This window comes from Citrobacter sp. KTE151 (assembly GCF_000398845.1).
Taxonomy (GTDB): domain Bacteria; phylum Pseudomonadota; class Gammaproteobacteria; order Enterobacterales; family Enterobacteriaceae; genus Citrobacter; species Citrobacter braakii.
On sequence record NZ_KB976065.1, the window covers coordinates 483,567 to 506,413 of the forward strand.

The following is a 22,847-nucleotide window of genomic DNA, read 5'->3' on the forward strand; positions in this document are numbered from 1 at the left end:
ATCATGCCCTTAAAATAAGGGGTCAGGCTTTTTCCATTTCGTTACCACGAGAACGACGTTGCACTGCCCCTTCTCTCTTACCGGGATGGCTTTTAGCATCAGCGGTCATTAATGTCTGGAGTATTGGGCATTCAACTCGCTCATCCCCAGCACAGCTTTTGATCAGAGCTCTGAGTGTATCTGCCATTCGTCGCATATTTTCCATACGTCGCTCTAAATCATCCATATGCTCTTGTGCCAGACGTTTAACATCGGCGCTCTGGCGAGATTTGTCATTCCATAACTTGAGCAAATCGGCTATCTCTTCAAGAGAAAAACCAAGATCGCGCGCACTGCGGATAAAAATCAGACGATGGACATCATTGGGTGCATAATCACGGTAGCCCGCTTCGGTACGGCCAGTAGCAGGAATCAGACCAATTTGCTCGTAATAGCGAATCATCTTTGCGGAGATTCCTGATTCGTTCGATGCTTTACCAATGTTCATAGCTCCCCTTTTCTTAGTGCTCAGAGTCTTCTGCCAGCGGAGGCTGGAACCGACGCAAACGAAGTGCGTTGCCCAGGACAAATACACTGGATAGCGCCATCGCGCCTGCAGCAAAGATTGGTGAAAGCAGCAATCCATAGGCAGGGTACAGCAGGCCTGCTGCTACAGGGATCAATGCGGCATTATAACCAAACGCCCAAAAAAGATTTTGCCTGATGTTACCTATGGTTGCCTTAGACAATCCAATAGCATTAGGCACACCCTGTAGGTTGCCGGACATTAAGACAACATCAGCAGATTCCACCGCTATATCGGTACCTGTACCAATTGCAAGCCCAATATCTGCCACGGCTAAAGCTGGGGCATCATTAATGCCATCACCAACATAAGCGACCTTACCGTAAGACTCCTTCAACCGACGAACTGCTTCAACTTTCCCTTCTGGCAACACTTCGGCAACCACTTCATCAATACCAAGCTGTCTCGCAATCGCATTTGCTGTATTGGCATTGTCACCGGTAATCATTGCGACTTTGAGCCCCAGTTGGTGCAATGCATTTATGGCAATCGGCGTACTTGATTTAATAGGGTCAGCGACTGCGATAATGGCAGCCAGACGTCCATCAATAGCAACATAGAGTGGCGATTTTCCTTCGTTTCCAAGGCGTATCGCAGTCTTTGAAAAATACTCGATATCCAAGCCTAACTCACGCATAAATCGATCGGCCCCGACCTCTACGCGCTCTCCGTCTACGGTAGCCCTGACGCCCATCCCAGTAATTGAATCAAACTCAGTCAACGCTGGCAGCGATATCTCTTTTCCTAGAGCAGCTTCAACGATAGCGCGGGCAATAGGATGTTCCGAACGTGATTCAACAGCGGCAACTTTTGCTAATACTAAGTCAAGCTCAAACCCTTCGGCCAACTCCAGGTCTGTCATTACTGGGCGCCCTTCAGTCAAAGTACCTGTTTTGTCTACAGCGACAACCCTGGCATCTTTAAGCAACTGCAGAGCTTCTCCCTTACGGAACAAGATCCCCATTTCTGCACCACGCCCAGTACCTACCATGATAGAGGTTGGGGTAGCCAATCCCATTGCACATGGGCAGGCAATGATCAATACAGCCACGGCATTAACCAGTGCGAAAGACAGGGCCGGTGATGGCCCAAATGTTAACCAGGCAAGGAAAGTTAACAACGCTGCCAGCATCACCACAGGAACAAACCATAATGTCACCTTATCGACCACGGCTTGTATAGGTAGTTTAGAGCCCTGGGCTTGCTCTACCATTCTGATTATTTGTGACAACATCGTCTGGCCACCAACGGCTGTTGCACGCAACCTCAATGCTCCTTTCTGGTTAACAGTCCCGCCAACCATTAAGCTTCCGGGAACTTTCTCGACGGGGATAGGCTCCCCCGTTATCATCGATTCATCGACAAAACTTGTTCCTTCACTCACCTCACCATCAACAGGTATCCGCTCACCTGGTCGAACTTCGATAATGTCATCAAGGGCTACATCACTAATGGGAATATCGATGACAATGCCGTTACGCAGCACATGCGCCTCTTTGGCCTGCAATCCAACCAAACGCTTGATAGCCTCAGACGTTCGACCTTTAGCTCGCGCCTCCATAAATCGTCCTAAAAGAATAAGAGCGACGATTACCGCAGCAGCTTCGTAATACACATTGACGGTACCTTGAGGCAAAAGACCTGGAGCAAAGGTCGCAATCATTGAATAACCGAATGCAGCGAGAGTCCCGACGGAGACGAGAGAGTTCATGTCTGGGCCAAGTCTTAATAACGCGGGAATACCTTTCAGGTAAAAGCGCCGCCCCGGAATAGCCAACACCAGCAATGTTAATACAAACTGGAGATACCAGCTTTCCTGGAGCCCAATGGTATCCATTATCCATTGATGCATTCCCGGTATCACATGCGACCCCATTTCCAGAATAAATACTGGTAACGCAAGTACGGTCGCCAGAACTAAATCTTTCTTCAACGCAACCTTTTCAGCATCTTTTTTTTCTGCGGCACTATCATTATTCTGGCTTTGGTTATCAACCAGGCTGGCTTCATAACCGATTTTTTCGATAGCAGTTATGAGGTCATCAACTCCTGCGGTTCCACGTACAGTAGCTCTTTCAGTCGCTAAATTAACAGTGGCTTCTTTTACACCTTTAACCGCTCGGAGCGATTTTTCGACACGCCCTACGCATGATGCACATGTCATGCCCTGAACTGATAACTCTACAGAAGCTTGAGGAACCTCATAACCAACCTTTTCAACTGCTTCAACCAACGCCATACGATTAACGAATGCATTTAGGCGGATATCTGCACGCTCTGTTGCAAGGTTAACGCTTACGTTTTGTACGCCTTCAACCTTAGCCAGAGCGGCTTCAACTCGTCCAACGCAGCTTGCACAAGTCATTCCCTCAATGGGCAAGCTGACTTGAGTTTCACCATCATTAGAATGCTGTTTTTTTTGAATGCTCATGATGTATTTCTCATCGTTATGGTCAGATAAAGAACAACCTTAAGGCTTACCATCGTGGGAAGGTCAAGCGCATTATTTTGAACATGCCGATGCCGTGGAAGGAATGGATATAAAAACCCTTTACATGAACACATATTCATATGTTATATTGAAGGCATCATGTATAACCAACCGCTTGAGGCCCTATGTCACAATCACATGATCACGAGCATGACCATACTCCAGCAGTAACCAGTGCAAACGAGCGTAAAGTCCTTATCTCCTTCCTCATGATATTCACATTTATGGTGGTCGAAGCTGTTGGAGGGATACTTTCTGGCTCATTAGCATTGCTGGCAGATGCAGGCCACATGCTTACAGATGCAGTAGCTTTGGCGCTGGCTTATGCGGCATTCCGTTTTGGCCGTCGAGCTGCTGATAGCAAACGAACCTTTGGATATTTGCGATTTGAAGTCATCGCGGGATTCTTTAATGCCCTGACACTCTTCGCTATTGTGGCGTGGATTGCATATGAGGCATGGGAAAGGTTACAAGCTCCACCAATTATACTGGCAGGCCCAATGCTGATCGTTGCCATTGCAGGATTGTTGGTCAACATATTGGTATTATGGATCATGACCCGTGGTGAGACCGATCATGTTAATGTCAAAGGTGCTATTTTACATGTGATGGGTGATCTATTGGGTTCTGTTGGCGCTATTGTCGCCGCTATTGTCATTTACTACACGGGCTGGACACCGATTGACCCAATACTTTCCGTTCTTGTCGCAGCACTGGTTTTACGTAGTGCCTGGAAATTATTAGCAAAATCGCTGCACATCCTGTTAGAAGGAGCGCCTGAAGATGCCTCCCCAGACAAGGTGGAACAGAGACTAATCAGTTCTGTTAAGGGCTTAGCAGCCGTAAGTCATATTCATGTCTGGCAAATAACCTCAGGTCGGACGATGGCAACACTGGAAGTAAGAGTCAAGGAAGATGTGGACGTAAAAGACGTTGTGAAGCTTGTAAAACAAGAACTTTATGAGCAGTTCAAAATAGAACATGCAACTGTGGGAATCGACTGGAATTACGATCAAAACGATAATACATGCAGCCTTTCACCGACAAAACTGCGTAACGAACACTGAAGTGGTTTACTGAATTTGGCCACCTGAACAGAGGTGATATGCTCACCTCAGAACAACACAGGTGCCATAATGAAAAAAAGAAATTTCAGCGCAGAGTTTAAACGCGAATCCGCTCAACTGGTCGTTGACCAGAACTACACCGTGGCAGATGCAGCCAGCGCTATGGATGTCGGCCTTTCCACAATGACGCGATGGGTGAAACAATTACGTGATGAGCGGCAGGGAAAAACACCAAAAGCCTCCCCCATTACCCCGGAACAAATTGAAATCCGTGAGCTCAGGAAAAAGCTACAACGTATTGAAATGGAAAATGAAATATTAAAAAAGGCTACCGCGCTCTTGATGTCAGACTCCCTGAACAGTTCTCGATAATCGGGAAACTCAGGGCGCGTTATCCTGTGGCCACTCTCTGCCATGTGTTCGGGGTCCATCGCAGCAGCTACAAATACTGGAAAAACCGTCCTGAAAAGCCAGACGGCAGACGGGCTGTATTACGCAGCCAGGTACTTGAACTGCATGACATCAGCCACGGCTCTGCCGGAGCAAGAAGCATCGCCACAATGGCAACCCAGAGAGGCTACCAGATGGGGCGCTGGCTTGCTGGCAGACTCATGAAAGAGCTGGGGCTGGTCAGTTGCCAGCAGCCGACTCACCGGTATAAGCGTGGCGGTCATGAGCACGTTGCTATCCCGAATCATCTTGAGCGACAGTTCGCCGTAACGGAACCAAATCAGGTGTGGTGCGGTGATGTGACCTATATCTGGACGGGTAAGCGCTGGGCGTACCTCGCCGTTGTTCTCGACCTGTTCGCAAGAAAACCAGTGGGCTGGGCCATGTCGTTCTCGCCGGACAGCAGGCTTACCATGAAAGCACTGGAAATGGCATGGGAAACCCGTGGTAAGCCCGTCGGGGTGATGTTCCACAGCGATCAAGGCAGTCATTATACGAGCAGGCAGTTCCGGCAGTTACTGTGGCGATACCGGATCAGGCAGAGTATGAGTCGGCGTGGAAACTGCTGGGATAACAGCCCAATGGAGCGCTTCTTCAGGAGTCTGAAGAACGAATGGGTGCCAGCGACGGGCTATGTAAGCTTCAGCGATGCAGCTCACGCAATAACGGACTATATCGTTGGATATTACAGCGCACTAAGACCGCACGAATATAATGGTGGGTTACCACCAAACGAATCAGAAAACCGATACTGGAAAAACTCTAACGCGGTGGCCAGTTTTAGTTGACCACAACACACGAACACGAACACGAACACGAACACGGAAAAAAGCATAACCATTCTAGTCCAGGCCACAAACATTAATCAGGCCTCTGGTGATGCACTATCAATTTAGGAGGGAGAATCATAATGTCCAGCACATCAGATTGCGGCAACATACAAGACTGTTCCGCGACAGATCATGTCGCGGAGCCAGATCTATCAATGCTCTCGCAAAACGACATTGGGCAACTTTCCGAGATTTTCCATCTACTGGGGGACCAGTCAAGACTACGAATCCTGCTTTACTGTATGCGTGGTTCGGTCTCTGTAGGCGACATTGCTGAGTCGCTCCAGTTATCACAATCTCTGGTCAGTCATCATCTGAGGTTGTTACGAAGTGCAAGGCTTGTTCGCGGAGAGAGAAAGGGTAAGTACATATTTTATAGCATAATGGATCACCATGTAAGTCATGTTCTTCAGGACATGGTATTTCACATAGCTGAAGAATAACCCGAATGAATTTTGATAAGTAGAGCTTGTGTAATTCCAACTCACCTTAGTTTTTCATTACTTTGGTGAGTTGTTTCATCATTAATTTATTAAAACCTTAATAATTAACCTTTTAATAATGAAACCTGCCCCCTTCCCTTGTATGTAATAAATACCTGATGGTTCACTATCACCAGATAAAGCGAAGTGAGCAGGCCACCTCATGAAGGAGAAACCTTGCTTTGCAAGCTTATTGAATAGCCACGGATAATCTAGTTTGTCTGCTTCGTGCCAAAAGCGGACATTGCTACATCACAATGCGTTATGGTCAACATCAGAATGCAGCCCTTGTGTTGTGACGTGTAGTCTGGCCTAAACGCAGTTGCACTACATTACCTCGTGGGGTCAGCGACGGCCCCGTTTCAGTTCACGTACACAGGGATCATACTCATCTGCATAGCCACCAAAGTCATGGCTGGGCATGAAGTACCACTTTTCACCTTTCCAACCAGCGATCCGGGTGGTCGGTTTGGTTTTATTCAGAACAACAATACAGACGCCGACGGGAGACACTGGAGGAAGAAGTCGTTGCACCACACACTCACGATTGCCCACATCAATCCAGTCTTTGACGTGAATTTCAGGATGGTTCATTGTTTATCTTCATGTGATGGAATTGCTTACCGTAATGCATCCGATTACCGTGCAAGATCATGTATCCTGTCGCCTTCCTGCTCCCTTGAGGTGGCGCTGCCTTGGTACAGTCAGCACTCTGAATGTCAGGCCCAGCCGCGAGGCCGGAAGCTCATCAGGTCGCTGCGGTAGGGGAAAACGGTCCGGGTAACAGACCGTAATCGCCTGCTGGTGGTTATTGGCCCTGACTGGAGCCGCACTGAAAACTGAAGCGCATTAATATACTCGCGCCTCCGACAGGTCAGGCAATTTCTTCCAGCGCATCGTCATTTGCCGGTGGAGGAGGAAGTATAAGCGCGTCGCACTCCCTGATGACATATTCAGGAATGAGATCAAACCGGGCAGGATCCAGCTGACAGATAAATTCATTTTCAATGTGGTAGGTCTCATTCATGAATTTACGTATTACTGCGTTCTCGAGTCCGGTCTGAAGCAACCTGAACACCTGCAGTTTCTCGTAGCCATTACGGCAGAGCAGATAAAGCGCACGTATACGATCCGGGTCGGTGAGCTGAACGAAAGTGGCCTGGTAGTCAAAGCCGGGAATGCGATCGGCGATTGCCTGGCAGCCGAAGGCAACTTTTTCTGCGGACATTTCAGGATGTCCCACTCCCTGCACAACGGGTTCACGGGTGTCGATGGGCGTTTCACGGTGATGAAAAAGGTTTGACAGCACCTGATAGGCATCACCGAGGTCGTCCATAATTTCATAATGTCGGCGAAGATAGATCAACTTGATGATGTCTTCACTATCAGAGTCAGTGACAGACTGGCAGATCTGAGCAAAAGTGCGGATATCACTTTCACCGATGAGCTGCTCGGTGATGCAGCCTGCGCTGTAGTGCAAGTGTGAGGCCGTAACCAGATTACTGAACAGCTTCCTGACGGACTTCAGTGTATCAATAATAGGCTCAACATCGTGAGTCAGCATCAGTACCGTTTCATTTTTCAGGCACTCACCGGTATTGCGGCGAAACAGCATCTCCAGGATGGCAAATTTCTTGTTCTTATCAAACGATGAAATCGGGTCGTCAAGAATGATCAGGCCTGGCTTCTTGGCTAAGCATTCATACATAAACAGAACAATGGCAAAGGCGTTGCGTTCACCGTAGCTGAGATGCTGGCTGCCGCCGCTGACGTAGCCTTCAAAGTCTTCGTGGCGCAGTTTCAGCCGACATTTATCGCCTTCCCCAGTGATATCCACCTGATAACGATAGCCTGCGTAAGCCAGAAAGGTATTGATATCGGTTTTATGCTTGAGGATCAGCTTCTGCATGCCCTGACGCTGCTTATTTATTTGACCCTGCAGGCGTCCGGCCTGCGTCGTCAGGTCGTCTAAAGAGGTATTGAGACTGGCTACGGTGCGGGCCGTTTTATCCGACTGCAGCTCCGGGAAAAACTTCACGTCTAGGCGACAGGCTTCCAGTGCAGCCTTGACGTTGGTTGAAGCGCTGAACGTAAAGCCGTTAAGAGTCTTAAGGGTATTCAGCATATTTATCAGGCTGTCTGTCTGCTTCTTCACTGTCACGAGATATTCTTCGTGCTGTTTTTCCAGCCCACTTTTTAGGGTTGTAATATCAGCGAGGCGGGCACGGGCAGGCTCTGAAAAATATTCGCCGAGTTTATCTAGCACGCCGATCAGGCCGATCAGGTTTTTAATGACAGCCTTATCATACTCCGCGCTGACGCGGCTAATCTGCTCGGCCTTTTCACGGGAGTCGCCAGTACAGAACGGACAGCAGCCGTCGGATAGCGCGGAGAATTTCTCATACCCCCGGGTCTGCCACTCGATCCACTCTACGCTGCTTTTACTTTGGATGTACGGCTTATAAGATTCCAAACCGTCGGGAATGTGCTGAAGCTTGTTGCCAGCGGATAAGCCTTTCATACCGGTAGACGTTTTTGCAATCCCGGTACTACTCAGCTTAAATGCGGCGCTGAGTTCCCCCAGGTGCGTGATGAATTCTTCAAGCCCGACGTTATCAGCAAACTGCTGCCGTATGGCCACGACCATGGCTTCGATTTCGCGTTCTGTCTCGTGATACGCTTCACTTTTGATGAAGATGTCAAAACTATTACTTACTAACTCGTCTGGTTGAAAAGTGAATTGATCGACATATTTTTCATTAAAGCACATGACGTTTTGCAGGCCATCGACACCAGTTACCCTAGGCTGTACTGCATCGGGATTAGAACCACGGTATCTAAACGGAAGCAGGTCGCTGAGACCCTGTTCATCCCCGTTTACCGTACACTGAATCGCGCGGGAAATGGTGCTTTTTCCGGTGCCGTTAGGCGCAAATTTAATATTTAGTTTTTTTTCTGCCAGAGTTATATTTGCTTTATCGATGTTATTACAGCAATTAATTTCAATTTCCATACCTAATCCTTTACGGCAAAGACACTGAGCAGGCCCCGTATATTGCAGGCCCGATTAATTATTTAAGCTGAAGCCAGAACATATAAGCACCGTTTCATTTTTGAGTAAAGCACTCCGGGATTCGCCCTTGGTACCGCAGCGCCGGAGCAGTTGTTTTATAGAGCGTATGTACGGCGCTTGTGATGTATGTCCGCTTCGTGCCAAGAGCGGACATTTGCACCCTCAGTACCCGCACCAGACTAAGCCGGCTCAGCAATGTCGGCGTTGCTGATACTGACAGACGTTATGCCGTTTTAAAGCGACGTTTCCGGTGTATCACCATGAGAGCGACAATTACCGCCACCGCAATTGTCGCGGTCCCCCGGAAGACGACTGATGAATCTCCTAGGCTGTGTCCCTTAATCACCTGAGCTATAGTAACTGCCTGTTTCCACAACACATTGAACTATGGCTCGTTACGACCTTCCCGATGATGCATGGGCTCTCATCCAGCCCTTATTACCTGCTGAACCAGCAACACCACGGGCCGGACGCCCATGGGCAGAACACCGTATGGTCATCAATGGTATGTTCTGGGTGCTGTGTTCAGGCGCACCATGGCGCGATTTGCCTGAACGATATGGTCCATGGAAGACCGTTTACAACCGTTTTAACCGGTGGTCAAAGTCAGGAGTGATTAACATGATTTTCAACAAGTTACTTACGTTACTTGATACAAACAGTCTTATTGACTGGTCAGCGACAGCATTGGATGGCAGTAATATCCGTGCACTCAAATGTGCAGCCGGGGCTCAAAAAAACATCCCGATATCGCCGGAGATAATGGGCTGGGTCGCTCTCGCGGCGGTTTTGGCACCAAAATCCATCTGGCGACAGACGGAAGCGGTCTGCCGTTAAATATTGTGCTGAGCCCCGGACAAGCCCATGAAAGCCAGTTCGCACAACGTCTGCTGGACGGTATTGGTGTTCAGCGCCAGAATGGCAGCATGAAGCGACGTGGTCATGCCGTACTGGCAGATAAAGCCTACTCCGGACATGCGTTACGGAACGAACTGAAAAACAAGGGTATAAAAGCCGTCATTCCTCGCAAATCCAATGAAAAAATGGCCTCAGATGGTCGTTCACAACTCGATCGTGATGCTTACCGTAATCGCAATGTTGTTGAACGTTGCTTTGGTCGCCTGAAAGAATATCGTCGCATAGCCACACGTTATGACAAAACGGCGAGGAATTATCTGGCGATGGTTAAACTGGGCTGTATCAGACTGTTTTACAAAAGATTATGCAATTAAGGGACACAGCCTAGGATGATTTCCATGAATGATGATAAAAACTGGCCGGAGAATATAGCCATAGAAAGCCAGGCAAGGTTACGTCCCCGGACGCGAGCGTGACTCTGCTCGACTGTCATATGATTCACAAGCGGCACCGACAGACCAAACCCACAACTCATTAAAACCCCGCCAGCGATGTAGAACACTACATTATCAGCGAATGAAAATATGAAATGTCCGGCAGCGTAGCAGCTAAACGCCGTGTACAGATTTCCGTACTCACGTAAACGCGCTATGAGGCGCGGCATCATCGCAGCAGCCCCGACGGCGACCAGTGAGATAAACGACAGAAAGTATCCGGTTTCTGCTGCCCCAATAGCCATGCAGCTAAACACCTGCGGAATGATGATAATGCTGGTGAAGAAGCAAATCATGGACAGCAGGGCTGCAAAAAGCACAGGCGCTAATCGAGTCGCACTCACCGATTCGCTTTCTCCGGCGTTTTCATTCATGTTTTCTGTCCCAGAGGACAATTGTTACGGCACAAACGCCAGCTGCATAACCAGAAGAACCTAGGCAAAAAGATGAAGCAAAAACGGCCACTGCCAGCCAAGGGTTGCAAGTAATCCGCCTATAAACAGAAAAATGACACCGCCCAGCTCAATCAACATTCCCTGCGAAGGTATCATTTTCAGGCAAGCCTGACCGCTATGAAACGAGGAAATCAATCCGGTTCCTGCTGACATGACGATGGCGGTATCTGACTGAAATCTGGATGTATCTTCTTCCAGATCTACTTAAAACTCGTTCTGATAACCATACCGAGAAATAACTGTCAATCCATCCATATCTAGGGTTTGATATAGTAAAATTACCTATATATAGTTTTTTTAGTTTTCATCTCACTTGGACGCCATTTCATGAAAAGTCACGAGTACATTGTGATTTGCGGTTTTAACCGCAGTAAAGTCGGCCGATATATTGCCATTGTTGCCTCAGTTATATCGTTCGTTCTGATTTTACTAGCACTCACACTAATCGAATGGCTGAAAAACTTTCACATTAACAGCCACATACCTGCCTCAGTTTTTTCACTTATTAGCGCCGGTGGGATCTACATGGGGTTGTATACATGGTTTGATAAAAATCTCTGGCATAACACCTACCTCGGGAAATTTTTATGTGTGCCAAATCTTGCAGGCCGCTGGAATGTTGAAGGCCATACCCGATCTGAAGGTGGTAAACCCTGGGAAGGTGAGCTGAGAATTGTCCAGTCATGGGACAAAGTCAGAATTCATCTGAAAACTCAATCATCGCATTCGGATAGTGTGACAGCCTCCATCATTCATGACGAGGGAATTGGTTACCAGCTGCTTTATAACTACCGCAACCAACCCAAGACAGGTGAAGAACACCTGACTTCACATGTTGGATTCGCAGAGTTCAGGTTCGACGACGGACTCAAATCTGCTGAAGGCCATTATTTTAACGGTCAAGGCCGGGCTACTTACGGAACAATGACAATCACTAGGATCGACAATGTCTAATTCATTTAGTGCGCGAATTGAACGCATGAAGTCTCGTCGTAAAGGGACATTCGATCAATTAAACGTAGCCAGAGAGTCAATCAGTAACCAGAGGATTGATGGACTGGAAAACTATGCTTTGCTAGAAGGTTTCCTGGATTTAAATGAAAGTTGGGAAACCAGGGGAAAACAAGATTCTGCAACCCGCTATGTTATAGGTGCCATGCAACCGGTTGATAACCGCTATACCGAAATTTCTTTTGAAACTGCCAAGCGTATTGAGAACCAACTGGTAAAGAAATTAGATCTTAATCTGGAGTTTCGTGTCCAAGGCTCTGTACCACTGGATATTCATATTAAAAGTTTCAGTGATGTGGATCTGCTGATTATAGACACTCAGATGCTTATTTATGATAGCGACGGTATTGGCCGCTACACCCCTACGAACAAAAATGATGGGGATGTCATCCTTGAACTCAGGGATGCCGCTAGGGATGCCCTGAAAGCAACTTTCCCTGCGGCAGATGTTGATGACAACAACGCCAAATCTTTGAGAATAACGGGAGGGTCTTTGCAGAGAGAAGTGGATGTGGTGCCAAGCATCTGGTGGGATACCAAAGAGTACCAACATACTAAAGATGTAGATCAACGTGGGGTCACTATTATAGATAAAAACACACGTCAACGTATCTACAACCTACCTTTCCTCCACATCAAACGAATTAAAGACAAATGCGATCAATGTAATGGAGGATTGCGTAAGTCTATTCGTTTTCTTAAGACACTAAAAGCGGATAGTGAAGCTGAGGGTACTAAAATTGAACTCAGTAGTTATGATATTGCCTCGCTGATGTACCACGCAGATGGTAACAATCTCCGACATAGCCAATACTACGAGCTGGCTGTCCTTGTAGAGACTCACAGATGGCTAAATTATCTTGCACAGAACCCTAATGCTGCAATGCTGCTCTACGTTCCAAATGGCACCAGAAAGATAATTGACAAGAATGAAACTTTTGCCGAATTGCTTAAACTGACGGGAATGGTCAATAGTATTGTCACTGAGGTGCTGCGTGAAATAACCGGCCAGCCTACTGAATATTACACACCCGCCAAAGGAATTTTACTTATAAAACAAGCGGTTTACTAACAGGATGCTATCAAGATCCACTTAATAAGTGGATCTTGAATCATCCGCGACTATTTGCCGGACAGCGCTAGTCATTCCGGCTTAAGCGCTATTATGAGATTTATTTCCAGTTTAGTATGAGTCTCCGTACTAATCGTTGATTGAAGAGACATACATGCTGGATAACTCTTAATGGGGTCAGTTTGGATATCGAAAATTATTGTACGTTAAGGCTGATTTTTTGTAAGTACCCCACTTAAACGCCCCATTCTCTTTCAGAGACCCTCTGGCACATGGATTAGGTTTTCCGAAAGCGAACTTCCGCTCTTCGCTCATAGATGCCGGTCAAACATCCCGCATTCAGCATGTGAGGCGGTAGCCTCATCTCTGATGTACTGAATAACAGTAACGTCTTGCTGGTGTGTCTATCCCGGCTTTACCATGACGTATAGCGATAGGGTCAGTGGGTTCGTAAATGCTCAACGGCACTCTCAGTGAGAGTCAGTACCGATTTAACGCTGATGCTTATTCTATCGATAATGGCCTGCCGGGGACCATGACGCCATGCTTCGCTATCATAAAAGGTGTCCTGGGCAGTTTTCAGGTGAGAGAGGCTGTTATAAGCCCTGATCAGATAGTAAGCATCGTCGTCATGTGCTGATATACCATAAGAAATAACATCCATTCCCACTGAACGGTGAAGTGGAACACTCACTTCTTTCATTATTCTATGAAAGTCTTTTCCAGTACCGGGTTTGAGGGTGTACAGCAAAAATTCGACAGTTTTCATCTTCGATATCCTATTCTGTTTTTCTCATCATAGCGAATTATGGCGACGTGTAGTCGTGAAACCGAACAGAAGAACTGGACTGCCAGGCTGTCCCCAGCAGTTATGGCTCTGAATGTCTCATGCGTGCCAGGAGCGGACGTTGCTAACATAGAGATGCTCTAATCTGCAAGGAGCAGCTCCCCCTTTATCAGACAATCTTGTCTGACGCTCCGGACAGAAATATGCTGGTTTTATCTGTTCAGAACACTGAACTATGTTCGGGAAATCACAGAGTCAGGCTAACGGAATAGAATAGTGAGCGGTGTCTTAACCCCTTAAATCGTAAAAGCACCGGTTGATAGCTGATGATGAACGCTTCTCTGATTTAACCAAGCATCGGCATTGAGAATGAATCAAAAAAGTGAAAATATCAAAGGGTAATAGCCTCCGTTTGAACCGGACACCTCACCAGTAAGACATAGTCATAGAGCTATGTTTAAGGAGTGTCCTGTGCAAAGAATCGAAGTGATCACTGGCGAGCAAAAACGCCGTCGTTATACTCCTGAAGAGAAAGCCCGTTTTGTTGCGCTCGCCATGCAGCCCGGCTACACCGTCTCACTCGTTGCCCGGCAATATGACATCACACCCAGTCTTCTTTTTAAGTGGAAACGGCTCATGAACGAGGGTGGAAAGTCTGCGATCGTCGCTGGCGACGAGGTCGTCAGTGTCTCCGAGGTCCAAGCGCTGGAGAAAAAAGTCAAACAGCTTGAACAAATGCTGGGCCGCAAGACGATGGAAGCCGAAATCCATAGGAACGCGCTTGAGATAGCCTAGGCAAAAAAGTTGATATCGCGCATGCCATTGCTGCCACCGGACGATACCTCCTCATCCGAATAGCAGAAGTGCTCTGCGTATCGCGTTCGAATCTTTATGAACGGCTGCTAAAGAAGCGCCAGCAGCGGCCAGCCCGCTATAGCAAAGATGATGACGCCCGACTGTTACCGCTTATCCGCCAGATATGCAGCGAGCGGGCGACAAACGGCTACCGTCGCGTGACGGCACACCTCAATCGTGCGCTGAAGGAACAAAACTGGCGGGTTAACCACAAACGCATTTACCGGATCATGCAGGCGAATAACCTGTTGCTGGCAAAATCTGGCCATAGAAAGCCAGAGCACAGTCATACCGGCAACGTCGTGACACTCAAGCCGGATACGCACTGGTGTTGAAATCCGCTGCTTGAATCGGGAAGTCGTGCGGGTAGTGTTCAGCCTTGACTGCTGTGATCGCGAAGCCATCTGCTGGTCGGCGACAACAGGTGGAATAAACAGCGTTATGGTGCAGGATCTGCTGACAGAGAGTGTGGAAAAGCGCTTTGGCAATACGCTTTACCTGCCACATGCCGTTGAGTGGCTGACCGATAATGGCTGTTGCTACATAGCGGACTCAATAAGAACGTTCGCCACCTCACTCAGGTTCATCGTGTGTACGACGCCAGTGCGCAGTCCGGAGAGCAATGGGATGGCTGAATCGTTCGTTAAAACGTTCAAGCGTGACTACGTGTATGTTAATGACCTGCCGGATGCCATGACAGTGATGTGAAAACTGACGGAATGGATGGAAGACTATAATAACTGGCATCCCCATAAAGGGCTGAAAATGCAGTCACCAAGGGAATACAGAAGTTCGCTGCTAGCTATAAATTAACCGTGTCCGTTTTAGCGGGGGCAACTCCACAAAGAGGACGTGGAGCTAAAATATTTGCACGGATAAAAAACCATACTTAACTATTAGTATTACATTAAAAAAATACGGACTCTTTATCAGCAGTCCGCTAAAGTCTATTCAAGGAAAAAACATGTGGCATATCAAGCATTAAAAATTAGTATATAGTGGCAGATTTTATCAAGGTATATATTCCTATAGATACCCTAAAATGATTATCTATTAATCCCCTAATTTAGCGGTCATATGCACTCGATTACCAGTATACGCAGAGAGAATTTTGTATGACGTTTGTGCTTCTTTTGCTTTAGCAGCAATTTTTGCTTCTGCACTGTCAAGAGTGGAAGCAGTTACGCTGACCGTCTGCGCCATACCAGAGAATGAGACAACAGAGAGAAAACCAGCTGCTGCGAGAAGTTTGATATTTTTCATAGTGATAACCCTAGTAAAGTTAATGTTCATCATAAGAGCATACTGCTCGTTTCCTGTTGATGAGCATTAAAAACCCTGCAACTACTATAGGGTCAATACTTTTTATTGTATTTTTTATATAGCGCTGACTGTCTTGAACATCCACTTATCGAGAAATTTTTCTTAAACAATAAAATTCACTCATAATCAATAAGATATGGCAATTTTTATATCGTTTTACACTGAAGATATTTTTTCTTACCCCATTTATATAGGTTTCAAAATATGTCTTTGCAGGTAATTGGAGGCTGGAACTCACGCATTCCTATCCCCTTCCCTTCAAACAACTCTAGCTTTACTCTGATCAAAAGAATAAATACCCAGACATTAAATCACGTGACATGAAATGCCAAAACTGTCTAAATAAACTGGACTGACCCCAGGATTAGATATAACCTTCAATTAGTAATGTCGGTTGGTTTTTCTTCATATTTCCCGTTTCGCCAGCCTGCTGGAAATTCAGCTGGAGTCTGGTAATCCAGCGATGAATGTGGACGGCACTCGTTATAATCCTGCCGCCAGTCATTAATCGTTTTCCTGGTGTGAACTGATCCTACCCACGTAATGTGGACACGGCCCTAAGCAAGGTTCTGGTTTTCAAATTGTTCAGGACTGAGCCCACCACAGGCACTGTGGCGACGCCAGCGATTGTAATCGCACTCAATATAATTAAATACAGTTGTTCTCATCATTTCCCGGCTGATAAAGCGTTCACCGTGGATGCATTCCACTTTCAGCGAGTGGAAGAAGCTTTCCACACACGCATTGTCGTAACAGCAGCCTTTCGCGCTCATGCTCCCGCGCAGATTATGCCGCTTCAGCAACGCCTGATAGTCCGCTGAACAGTACTGGCTGCCACGGTCAGTATGAACAATGACATTTTTCGGGCGTTTACGCCGCCACAGCGCCATCTGCAACGCATCGCAGGTCAGTTGTGCCGTCATTCGCGGTGCCATTGACCAGCCGATGACAGCTCGCGACCACAGGTCAATCACCACTGCCAGATACAGCCAGCCTTCATCGGTGCGTAAGTAGGTGATGTCTCCCGACCACTTCTGATTCGGGCCGCTGGCGTAAAAGTCCTGCTTCAGCAGGTTCTCAGACACAGGCAAGCCATGCTCACGATAACTGACCGGGCTGAACTTGCGGGCTGCCTTTGCCCGAAGCCCCTGGCGACGCAGGCTGCCAGCTATCGTTTTGATGTTGTAGGCCGGGAGCTCATCCGCAAGCCGTGGCGCACCATACCGTTGTTTTGCATCAGTGAATGCTCTGAGAACCGCGGCATCACAGGCCAGACGGAACTGCTGTCGCGTGTTTATCTGATGACGCCGGGAGCACCAGGCATACCAGCCGCTACGGGCCACGCGCAGCACCCGGCACATGGCTTTGATGGTGAACTCAGCCTGATATTTTTCGATAAAAACATACTTCATTTCAGGAGCTTCGCGAAGTATGTCGCGGCCTTTTGGAGAATAGCCAGCTCCTCTGCCTGCTCCGCAAGCTGGCGTTTAAGCCGGGCATTTTCAGCATCCAGTTCGCTTTCGCGTGCAGATGATGTCAGTTGTTGCTGTTGTTTTTTTCGCCAGCCATAGAGTTGCGATTCATACAAACTGAGTTCGCGGGCAGCGGCAGCGACGCCAATGCGTTCAGCAAGCTTCAGAGCTTCCTGGCGGAATTCGGGAGTGTGCTGTTTACGCGGCTTTTTACTGACGGTTACTGATTTAGTCATGTGAGCTACCTCTGGTTGAGAGTTTACTCACTTAGTCGCGTGTCCACTATTGGCGGGTATCTGTGCCAACAGCTCTCAGGCCAAGGGCCGCGTTAAGCGCGCCAACCTGACGCTGCAGGAGCGGCTGGTTAAGGAGATGTGCCTGGAGAATATCACCTGCATTGATGCCGCCAACGCCTGGATCGAAACGTTCATCAGCGACTTCAACCACCGCTTTGCCAGACTGGCAAAATACCCGAAAAACCTTCACCGCACGGTCTAGAGAGCCACCTGGAACTGGACGACATTTTCGCCTGGCAGACGCTTCGGACGCTCTCAAAAGCACTGACTTTTCAGTATGAAAAAATCCTTTATCTGGTTGATCCCACTGACGAAAACTCACGCATAGTCGGAGAAGAAATCCTCGCTTTTGATTATACGGACGGTACGCTCAAATTCCGCCATGGAAACAGAACACTGAAATATCAGATGTTCGATAAGCTGGACTGCATCAGTCAGGGGCGCATCGTTGATAACAAAAGGCTTGACGCGGTGCTGAAGCTGGCGAAGGAAAAACAGGATGAGCTTGAAGCCGCAGGAAAAAGAAAGGCGCAGCCAGAGTATGCCTAAAAGGCGGGCACAGATTCAGGCTCAGCTCAGAGCCATCAATCCGGTTCTGGCTGAACCCTCTCTTTTCAAATCAAGCCTGAAAAAATGAGCTCACTGCCCTTTTTTCTTCATCAGAAATCAGCAGAAAGTGACATTTAAAACCGGGAAATCAGGGTGACATTATCAATAAGGAAAGACAGCGAGTATAATAGTTGTAATATCCGCACCTCCCCAGAACATCTGAATTTGTCTTTGACAGAAAGAACCGCGCTTCCGGCAGGAAGCCGGCCCCCTTGAAAACTCTCTTATCCTGTTAAAAAGCCTGATATGGTTCGGAGTTAGTCGGTGTTTCCTCCGGCAATAGTGCAGTTGGCTTCACAACAGCGTACATTATCACATCAGATTTATGCCAAAACGGCGTAACGCACTGGCCCACAAAAAGAAAATAAGGACGGTTACGACGCAGCAGCTACCCAGCGTGATCCAAAAGCCAAATCGCTGACAGAAAACAGGGAATAGTAAAAACATAGGTAGTGTCGGCACTACATACCAGAATGTATACCACGCATGATTGGCTATTTTTTGCTGACTCTGTCCTTCCAGCTTCATCCACACGAGCACAAGCACAGTAACCAGGGGAAGCGCGGCGACAAGACCACCAAGCCGATCACTACGCTTGGCAACTTCAGAGATAAAAACAACCATTCCGGCGGTGATCGCGTACTTAATCAGTAGCCATAACATCATAAACCCTCACTAATCCTGTAAGTTAACGGCCCTGCACCGACCTATCTCCCCAGCGCAATCCCGGTTTCGCGGTGTCTGTTACGGCCGTATTTTCTCATGCCTCGTCAGCCACGGTGAGGCTCTTTCAAGAGCTGGGTTGTATGAAAACGAAAAAACACAGCCAACAATAATTTACAAAATAACTTATTGACCCTGTATTTACTACAGGGTTTTTAATGCACATCAACAGGTGAGACGGCGATGATGCCGGTATCACCAGATGACCAGATAACCCAAGGAATATGACCATGAAAAATATCAAACTGCTTGTTGCTGCCAGTATGCTCTCCGTAGTCTCTTTCTCTGGCTTCGCCCAGTCAGTCAGTGTTACTGCTGACACACTCAGCAACGCGGAAGCGAAAATTGCCGCTATCGCCAAGGAATCCGGTGCTTCGTCCTACCGCATCACCAGTGCTGACCAGAACAACTTTGCCCGCATGACTGCAGTCCTAGATAAGTAACCCGGGACTGTACTACCCTGAACCTGACCAGTTAACGCAAGAGATGGTCGCAGAGCAAATAGCCGGACTGGCTGTCCCCCAGTGGGATGCATCTGGTTCCGCTGGCGACCTCACACGCAATCCCTCACTGTAACGTTTTCTGATCTCACCACGCTGGCCATAACAGATTGCCCTAGCCACTGCATTACGACCTTCTCTCCGGTTAAGCTGAGTCAGGATACGTCGGCGATAATACTCATCATAAATATAATTAAGAAGGTATAAATTGCTTCATTCGGCGCACTATTGTAAACGTTTTTGGCGGGACAGGATGTACTTGTGTGTACGAAACCGAGGGCCAACAATAAATATTGATTTAATGCAAAGGCCCATATAAGATTGATTTACAAGGTGATGGTGCTCCACCTTTCCCAACCGCCGGTTTTTCAACACCGGATGATGGCGCCTGATATACAGATGAAGTTGTCCTCTTATAGGCATGTATGTCAGGTATAGCTATGCAAAATAAAACCACATTACCGCTTACCGCAGAATCTCTCTCTTTTCAAAGAGATAATCCGATTTATGTCTTCGGTCATCGAAATCCTGACAGCGATGCTATTTGCAGCGCGCTGGTTGTGGCTGACTGGCTTAATTACACCGGTCGTCCCGCAACGCCCTGGCGCCTGGGGGATATCACCCCGGAAACCCGTTATATCCTCAACGCTGCGGGTGTTTCACAACCCGATTTACTCACCGTCGATCTGACAGATAAAACCGTATGGCTGGTTGATTTTACGGATGCAGAGCAGGGACCGTCTTCGCTGATGGACAGCAACGTCATCGGCATCATTGACCATCATCGTATTGGTACCCTTGTTACCCGCAATCCACCGGATGTCTGGGTGCGGGCGGTAGGATGCTGCGGAACAGTAATTCTCTCAATTCTCATGCATGACATTCCGATGCCGCTGACTGCCGCTCAGGCTGTGTTGCTGATGGGGGCGATCCTCAGTGATACCGTTGCGCTGACGGGTCCCACCACCACCACTCAGGATCAGGAATCCGTGGCTGTTTTGCGGGAAATCGCCGGTATCGATTATGACCAGTTTGTGACAGGGCTGCTGCGAGCCAAAACAGATATAACCGGGCAATCCGCGTCGGTTTTACTCAATCGTGACGCCAAAAATTACCGGATCCATGATGTGCCGCTGTTGTTGTCACAAATTGAGGTCCGCGACATGGCTGATATTACTCCCCTGTTGCCTGAGCTACTGCAGGAAATGGATAAAACCTGCAAGGACAGCGTGCTGGACATGGTGATCCTGATGGTGACAGACATTACCAGCCGGAACTCCGTTTTGCTTTTTTCAGACAGCAGCCTGACAGGCTCCCGCCAGGTATCGCTGCCCGGCATGACAAGCCGGAAAAAAGAAATCCTCCCCTGGCTGACCAACCGCTTCGCTTCTTATAAGAGGTGATTTATGCAAATTTACCGGCATGCCTTGTTACTTGTACAGAATGAAACCGATGGTCTGCTGTTGCTTGAGCAGGCAGAACGTCTGGCAAAAGAGATGGGCACCCGTATTACTGTCGGGCATCTCAGTGCTGACTATAGGGAACTGGATTATACCAGTGACTCATTAACCAAAGACCGTCAGTCCCGCGAAGTTATTGATGCAAAGGCAATGCTTAGCCGTCTGGTGGAGTCCAGCAGTATTGATATCAACGTCAGGTCCATCGTCAGCATCCATCGTTTCCGGGACGTTGAGGCCGTTGTTCAGCATGAAGATATCGATCTGGTCATGCTGGGGCATGAAAACCGCCTGTTCGGGGTTTTTTCCTCCTTTTCTTTCGAATTCATCAATCACCTTTCTGTTGATGTTCTGATTAAACATATTCCAGCCCCTTAAAAGAAGGTCAAACTTATGAGCTTTGAAATTGAATGTATCATCGCAAGAGAAATTCTGGATTCCCGCGGTAACCCGACCGTAGAGGTTGAAGTGACTTCTGTAGGGGGCAGTATGGCCCGTGCCTCCGTTCCTTCCGGTGCCAGCACCGGCTCCCGTGAAGCCATCGAGCATCGCGATGATGACAAGACACGTTTTGGCGGTAAAGGTGTTCAGGATGCGGTCCAGTGCGTCAATACCGAAATTAACGATGCCCTGCAGGGCTACGATGTACGCCGCCAGAAAGAAATCGACAACTGTCTGATTGCCCTTGATGGCACAGAAAACAAAGGCCGGCTGGGTGCTAATGCGATCCTTGGCGTATCGCTGGCAGTATCCCGCCTGGCGGCACAACTATCCTCTACCCCGCTCTACCGCTATCTGGGTGGCGTCGGCGCGAATCTGCTGCCGGTTCCCTGTATGAATATCATTAACGGCGGAGTTCATGCCCGCTGGCAGGGCGCTGATTTTCAGGAGTTTATGATTGCACCATGGGGAGCCTCTTCCGTACGCGAAGCTATTCGCTGGGGCAGTGAGGTCTACCAGGCCCTGCGTCAGGTCCTGCTGGAAAAAGGTTTATCCGCCGGCGTGGGCGATGAAGGCGGTTTTGCACCGGCCGTTTCCTCAAACCGTCAGCCGCTGGAGCTTATCGTGGAGGCAATTAGCAAGGCGGGATACCGCCCAGGCGAAGATATCGTTATTTGCATGGATCCGGCCTCCAGTGAATTCTACGTCGATGGGAAATATACCCTGCGTACCGAAAATACCCGGCTCAGCGCCGACGAAATGACCCGCTACTATGAGCAACTGGTGAAGGATTTCCCGATAGTCCTGATTGAAGATGGCCTTGCGGAAGACGACTGGGCCGGCTGGCAGCTCCTGCACCGCGCGCTCGGCGATAAAGTTGAGCTGGTTGGCGATGATATCTTTGTGACCAATGTGAAATATATCCAGCGAGGTATCGATGAAAACCTGGCCAATGCCGCATTGATCAAACTGAACCAGATAGGCACCCTGAGTGAAACCATCGAAGCCGTCCAGTTGTGTCAGGATAACAACTGGGGAACCTTTATTTCGCACCGGAGCGGGGAAACCGTGGACAGCTTCATTGCAGATATGACCGTCGGCCTGCGGGCTGGTCACCTGAAAACCGGTGCACCCAGCCGTGGGGAGCGCATTGAGAAATACAATCAACTGATGCGTATTGAAGATGAATTAGGTGATGCCGCCATCTTCGCCGGTAAAGCCGCCTTCAAAAAACGCTGATTCCGTCACCCTTCCCGTATGCTCAGATACGGGAAGGGGTAGGGTGGTTCTGTGAACGGAAAAATACTCATACTGTAACAGCAACGGGGATCCAGGCAAACTGTCTGGTTTTCCTGATCGCTGATGCCTTTTTTAATATACTGCCGGATGATACCAGTGCCGTTGTAATCGCGCTGTTCATCGGGAGCGGTGCCCATCTTCTGATGCGTCACCTCCTTGACCGGAGTCCAGGTAAATCCGGGTAATCAGTACAAACAACTCAACGGGTTCAGGTCCTTCCGGTTCAGTTGTGGGTGA

At 48.3% G+C, this 22,847-nt stretch carries 19 protein-coding genes, 4 pseudogenes and 1 riboswitch; of the genes and pseudogenes, 12 read left to right on the plus strand and 11 right to left on the minus strand.

Annotated elements, in window-relative coordinates:
• Positions 1 to 22 precede the first annotated feature (22 nt).
• Both cueR and WC7_RS06410 read right to left on the minus strand, forming a co-directional pair.
• On the minus strand, positions 23 to 487 hold the full coding sequence (gene cueR / locus WC7_RS06415; RefSeq protein ID WP_016154433.1) for a Cu(I)-responsive transcriptional regulator: 465 nt from the start codon (positions 485 to 487) through the stop codon (positions 23 to 25).
• Positions 488 to 500: 13 nt separating this feature from the next.
• Positions 501 to 2,996, minus strand: a complete 2,496-nt coding sequence (locus WC7_RS06410; protein WP_009654818.1) for a heavy metal translocating P-type ATPase — start codon at positions 2,994 to 2,996, stop codon at positions 501 to 503.
• Positions 2,997 to 3,181: 185 nt separating this feature from the next.
• Here WC7_RS06410 and WC7_RS06405 point away from each other — a divergent pair, with 185 nt between their 5' ends.
• The 3 genes from WC7_RS06405 to WC7_RS06395 all read left to right on the plus strand — a co-directional run bounded on the left by WC7_RS06405 (position 3,182) and on the right by WC7_RS06395 (position 5,846).
• Complete coding sequence (locus WC7_RS06405) at positions 3,182 to 4,123, plus strand: cation diffusion facilitator family transporter (RefSeq protein ID WP_016154434.1); 942 nt, start codon at positions 3,182 to 3,184, stop codon at positions 4,121 to 4,123.
• A 69-nt stretch (positions 4,124 to 4,192) separates the two neighbouring features.
• Positions 4,193 to 5,361 (plus strand): IS3-like element ISEc52 family transposase gene (locus WC7_RS0124700; RefSeq protein ID WP_155849768.1). Its coding sequence is split into 2 segments (ribosomal slippage): positions 4,193 to 4,442 and positions 4,442 to 5,361, totalling 1,170 coding nucleotides; the frame shifts between segments, so codons are not numbered across the junction.
• A gap of 122 nt (positions 5,362 to 5,483) precedes the next feature.
• Positions 5,484 to 5,846: an ArsR/SmtB family transcription factor gene (locus WC7_RS06395; protein ID WP_016154435.1), complete on the plus strand. Its 363-nt coding sequence runs from the start codon at positions 5,484 to 5,486 to the stop codon at positions 5,844 to 5,846.
• Between the two features lie 384 nt (positions 5,847 to 6,230).
• Here WC7_RS06395 and WC7_RS06390 read toward each other — a convergent pair whose 3' ends face one another.
• A complete protein-coding gene (locus WC7_RS06390; RefSeq protein WP_016154436.1) occupies positions 6,231 to 6,479 on the minus strand; it encodes a hypothetical protein in 249 nt (82 codons plus the stop codon).
• Between the two features lie 280 nt (positions 6,480 to 6,759).
• Positions 6,760 to 8,898: an AAA family ATPase gene (locus tag WC7_RS06385; RefSeq protein WP_009654821.1), complete on the minus strand. Its 2,139-nt coding sequence runs from the start codon at positions 8,896 to 8,898 to the stop codon at positions 6,760 to 6,762.
• A 447-nt stretch (positions 8,899 to 9,345) separates the two neighbouring features.
• Between WC7_RS06385 and WC7_RS26430 the strand changes: the two genes are divergently transcribed.
• Positions 9,346 to 10,190, plus strand: a protein-coding gene (locus tag WC7_RS26430; RefSeq protein WP_100245687.1) for an IS5 family transposase whose coding sequence is annotated in 2 segments (ribosomal slippage) — positions 9,346 to 9,691 and positions 9,691 to 10,190 — 846 coding nt in all. Because the reading frame shifts where the segments join, the coding sequence is not laid out codon by codon here.
• Here WC7_RS26430 and WC7_RS06375 read toward each other — a convergent pair.
• Positions 10,187 to 10,684, minus strand: coding sequence for an MFS transporter (locus tag WC7_RS06375; RefSeq protein WP_016154437.1), 498 nt, complete (start codon positions 10,682 to 10,684; stop codon positions 10,187 to 10,189). The genes WC7_RS26430 and WC7_RS06375 overlap by 4 nt on opposite strands.
• Before the next feature lie 408 nt (positions 10,685 to 11,092).
• On the opposite strand from WC7_RS06375, the gene WC7_RS06370 reads away from it, so the two are divergent.
• Entirely contained in the window at positions 11,093 to 11,719 is a 627-nt protein-coding gene (locus WC7_RS06370; RefSeq protein WP_016154438.1) for a Cap15 family cyclic dinucleotide receptor domain-containing protein, read from the plus strand.
• Complete coding sequence (locus WC7_RS06365) at positions 11,712 to 12,848, plus strand: nucleotidyltransferase-like protein (protein WP_009654824.1); 1,137 nt, start codon at positions 11,712 to 11,714, stop codon at positions 12,846 to 12,848. The genes WC7_RS06370 and WC7_RS06365 overlap by 8 nt, the downstream gene beginning before the upstream one ends.
• A 439-nt stretch (positions 12,849 to 13,287) precedes the next feature.
• On the opposite strand, the gene WC7_RS06360 is transcribed toward WC7_RS06365, so the two are convergent.
• Entirely contained in the window at positions 13,288 to 13,617 is a 330-nt protein-coding gene (locus WC7_RS06360; RefSeq protein WP_016154439.1) for an NIPSNAP family protein, read from the minus strand.
• 471 nt (positions 13,618 to 14,088) lie between these two features.
• On the opposite strand from WC7_RS06360, the pseudogene WC7_RS0124705 reads away from it, so the two are divergent.
• A pseudogene (locus WC7_RS0124705) lies at positions 14,089 to 15,303 on the plus strand (IS3 family transposase).
• Between the two features lie 240 nt (positions 15,304 to 15,543).
• On the opposite strand, the gene WC7_RS06350 reads toward WC7_RS0124705, so the two are convergent.
• The 3 genes and pseudogenes from WC7_RS06350 to WC7_RS06345 form a co-directional block, all read right to left on the minus strand.
• Entirely contained in the window at positions 15,544 to 15,753 is a 210-nt protein-coding gene (locus tag WC7_RS06350) for a YdgH/BhsA/McbA-like domain containing protein (protein WP_032443218.1), read from the minus strand.
• 437 nt (positions 15,754 to 16,190) lie between these two features.
• Positions 16,191 to 16,340: pseudogene (locus WC7_RS25910) on the minus strand (integrase core domain-containing protein); the annotation flags it as partial.
• 30 nt (positions 16,341 to 16,370) lie between these two features.
• Positions 16,371 to 17,521, minus strand: a protein-coding gene (locus WC7_RS06345; protein ID WP_085954962.1) for an IS3 family transposase whose coding sequence is annotated in 2 segments (ribosomal slippage) — positions 16,371 to 17,260 and positions 17,260 to 17,521 — 1,152 coding nt in all. Because the reading frame shifts where the segments join, the coding sequence is not laid out codon by codon here.
• A gap of 58 nt (positions 17,522 to 17,579) precedes the next feature.
• On the opposite strand from WC7_RS06345, the pseudogene WC7_RS27190 reads away from it, so the two are divergent.
• Positions 17,580 to 18,218: pseudogene (locus WC7_RS27190) on the plus strand (ISNCY family transposase); the annotation flags it as partial.
• 284 nt (positions 18,219 to 18,502) lie between these two features.
• Here the strand turns inward: WC7_RS27190 and WC7_RS06335 are convergent.
• The gene (locus WC7_RS06335) at positions 18,503 to 18,853 is read right to left on the minus strand and encodes a DUF3147 family protein (RefSeq protein ID WP_016154441.1); all 351 of its coding nucleotides are present in this window, start codon (positions 18,851 to 18,853) and stop codon (positions 18,503 to 18,505) included.
• 290 nt (positions 18,854 to 19,143) lie between these two features.
• Between WC7_RS06335 and WC7_RS06330 the strand changes: the two genes are divergently transcribed.
• Positions 19,144 to 19,356 (plus strand): YdgH/BhsA/McbA-like domain containing protein, encoded by a 213-nt coding sequence (locus WC7_RS06330; protein WP_009652456.1) that lies wholly within the window; start codon positions 19,144 to 19,146, stop codon positions 19,354 to 19,356.
• A gap of 120 nt (positions 19,357 to 19,476) precedes the next feature.
• On the opposite strand, the pseudogene WC7_RS27360 reads toward WC7_RS06330, so the two are convergent.
• Positions 19,477 to 19,620, minus strand: a pseudogene (locus WC7_RS27360) (Tn3 family transposase); the annotation flags it as partial.
• Positions 19,621 to 19,736: 116 nt separating this feature from the next.
• Positions 19,737 to 19,811, plus strand: a riboswitch (Fluoride riboswitch).
• A gap of 42 nt (positions 19,812 to 19,853) precedes the next feature.
• Here WC7_RS27360 and WC7_RS06325 point away from each other — a divergent pair.
• Genes WC7_RS06325 through eno form a run of 3 tightly spaced genes read left to right on the plus strand, consistent with a single transcriptional unit; the run spans position 19,854 to position 22,550 of the window.
• On the plus strand, positions 19,854 to 20,816 hold the full coding sequence (locus WC7_RS06325) for a DHHA2 domain-containing protein (protein WP_009652407.1): 963 nt from the start codon (positions 19,854 to 19,856) through the stop codon (positions 20,814 to 20,816).
• Between the two features lie 3 nt (positions 20,817 to 20,819).
• A complete protein-coding gene (locus WC7_RS06320) occupies positions 20,820 to 21,248 on the plus strand; it encodes a universal stress protein (RefSeq protein WP_009652460.1) in 429 nt (142 codons plus the stop codon).
• A 15-nt stretch (positions 21,249 to 21,263) separates the two neighbouring features.
• Positions 21,264 to 22,550 (plus strand): phosphopyruvate hydratase, encoded by a 1,287-nt coding sequence (eno, locus tag WC7_RS06315; protein ID WP_009652415.1) that lies wholly within the window; start codon positions 21,264 to 21,266, stop codon positions 22,548 to 22,550.
• Positions 22,551 to 22,847: the final 297 nt, after the last annotated feature.